Origin of the sequence: Streptomyces xylophagus, from assembly GCF_000716435.1 — a bacterium.
Classification (GTDB): Bacteria; Actinomycetota; Actinomycetes; order Streptomycetales; family Streptomycetaceae; genus Streptomyces; species Streptomyces xylophagus.
Genome location: NZ_JNWO01000085.1, coordinates 1 through 2,132, shown reverse-complemented (window position 1 = coordinate 2,132; position 2,132 = coordinate 1). Strand labels below are relative to the sequence as shown.

The following is a 2,132-nucleotide window of genomic DNA, read 5'->3' as shown; positions in this document are numbered from 1 at the left end:
GGAGATGTGTATAAGAGACAGGTTGAACCGTACACCATAGCGAAATTCTTGGAATCGCAACGCTAGGACGAAACCGCGCCTAGCGCGGTCTGGCCGTTACGCGGCCACTGATGAGTCCAAGTCGAAAGGTACTAACGCCATGAATCCCACTGTTTACATTGATGGCCGATTGGCCGACCATATCGGCGCAATCGGTTTGCGCGAGATTGCCAATCGTGTTTCAACGCTCGCGCTACAGCCGGTTGACGTTATGACGCATGGCGAGTCGCGATATCACTCTGACAAGCGCATTACTGGCGCGGTAGAAGCGAAGAAGGCCTAACGAGATGACAAACCGCGATTTTGCTATGACGTGCTTTGCCCTCGCTTGCTTGCCATGCGCCGATAACGGCGCGGGCGATTCGTGCGACGAACCGCCATAGCTTTGCCCTAGCGTTGCGACGCTAGGGTTTAAGCCGAAAACGCCGCTAGGGAGTTGATCCTTAGCGGCGTTTTTTTTCGTCCAATTCCGCGCCGCTCATTCGCTCAACCCGCCCCAATGGTACGAAATACCGGGCGACGGATTGAGCGCATGGGCGCGCGCCTAATGCGATCCTAGAGGCATGTTGCACTTTTATCGAAATGCCACACCGCGTTTTCGGCCGAGTGGCCGCGCATACCTCGGCGATTGTGGCTTTTGAGCACTGACGAGATCGCACTGTCATCAATCCGCGGTTGCGACCCGCGACGGGGTATTCGACACGTCGCTCCCGCCAGCGCCGTATCTACTCATCGTCGCGGGTCGCACAGAGCCAGGAGAGCATGCCCCCCGTCTGCTCGTATCCTGGCGAGCCAATCGCTTGGCTCCACGCGCCTCAACGCGTGCTGTTTGGGTGAGCGGCATGGATCGTGAAGCGCATCGTTCATAACGGTGATGCACAGCTCGTTTGGGGTATGAGCTGATGATCCCTGTGAGCGCAGTTCTCTCGCCCTTGATCCATGCCACTCAGCTCGTTTCGCAGAACGTGAATTTTTGGTTTTTCGTTCTGCGAATTTTCGTTTTCTCGTTCTGAGAAAAGTCGTTCAGAGGGGGTATCGAATTGCACGGGGATGGCGAGGCCGCACCGACCTTCATATGGCGGGTGCCCTCACCTTGCCTGCTATTCCCCGAATAGCGCCCATCCGCGACACGGCGCTGACCTAGCGCATAGTGGATGGCCCTGAACACACGTGACGCACGCGGCCGTGGTCTACGGCAACGCCTTTATGGTCAGAGGCATGAGGGGCTCTTGTCTGTGTATCAGGCCAGGTTGTTGAGCTGCGCAGCGTCGAACTGCGCGAACACGTCCTTCAACCAGCTTCGCGTGTAGCCGCGCAGCACGAAGGACGCCTGGCTTCCGATGAAGTCGTGGAACGGTTGCGCGACCGCGTCGACGGCCTTCGCCGCTTCCCCATCCAGCCGGGGAATGTTGAGCGCGCCAGCCGGTACATCGTACGCGGTGTCGTCGATATGGTTCGCGAGCACAACGTGCTTCGATCCTGCGAGCGCTGCCATCACGGGCTTGATCTCGTCGAGCGATTGCGTCGCAGGACCGACGACATGCAGCACAGTGATGCGCAGCTTGTTCTGCTTCGCCGCGTCGAAGAAGCCGACAACGTCGAGCGTCTTCAGCGTGGGCGACAACAGACCGGCGCACACGTCGACGACGGTCACCTGGGTCGATTCCAGGTAGTCGAACACCTTGACCTGATCGGTCGACTTGGTGATGTCCACGATCTGCGCGCGGCCAGGAAAGAAACGTTGCAGGCCGCCGCTCGGGGATTGCGTGTCGAACGCGCGGAAGTCGATGCCGTTGGCACCGTAGTAGCCGAGCAGTGCGCGGCTCAGCATGGTCTTGCCGACGCCACCTTTGTCAGCGCCGACGAATACCAGATGCGGGATGTTCATGGGGGTCTCCGGTTATGTGCCGCTCGCCGCTTTCGCGCGGATCACGGCTTGTTCGAGTTCGTGCATGAGCACCGGCCCCAACTGCGTCGGGATCGCCGAAGCAATGTGGTACGTGCTCGGGTTGCCGGGCCGGATCATTTCCTTCGGGATGATCGGACCCCACAATGTTCTGATCTTGCCGCTCTTGTTGTGCTTCCCGATACGC

The 2,132-nt window shown here is 59.2% G+C and carries 3 protein-coding genes; 1 reads left to right on the top strand and 2 read right to left on the bottom strand.

The annotated features are described in order from the left end of the window. Positions 1-139: 139 nt before the first annotated feature. A complete protein-coding gene (locus OO70_RS55170; protein WP_112921567.1) occupies positions 140-322 on the top strand; it encodes a hypothetical protein in 183 nt (60 codons plus the stop codon). Positions 323-1,279: 957 nt separating this feature from the next. Here the strand turns inward: OO70_RS55170 and OO70_RS50320 are convergent. After that, the gene (locus tag OO70_RS50320; protein ID WP_043688248.1) at positions 1,280-1,927 is read right to left on the bottom strand and encodes a P-loop NTPase family protein; all 648 of its coding nucleotides are present in this window, start codon (positions 1,925-1,927) and stop codon (positions 1,280-1,282) included. A gap of 12 nt (positions 1,928-1,939) precedes the next feature. Continuing rightward, on the bottom strand, positions 1,940-2,132 hold a 193-nt coding region (locus tag OO70_RS50315), incomplete at its 5' end, for a hypothetical protein (protein ID WP_043688246.1).

What these genes read in the sequence shown, in the direction of transcription:
- OO70_RS55170 (WP_112921567.1), top strand. Translation starts at nt 140, where the DNA reads ATGAATCCCACTGTTTACATTGATGGCCGATTGGCCGACCATATCGGC.
- OO70_RS50320 (WP_043688248.1), bottom strand. Translation starts at nt 1,927, where the DNA reads ATGAACATCCCGCATCTGGTATTCGTCGGCGCTGACAAAGGTGGCGTC.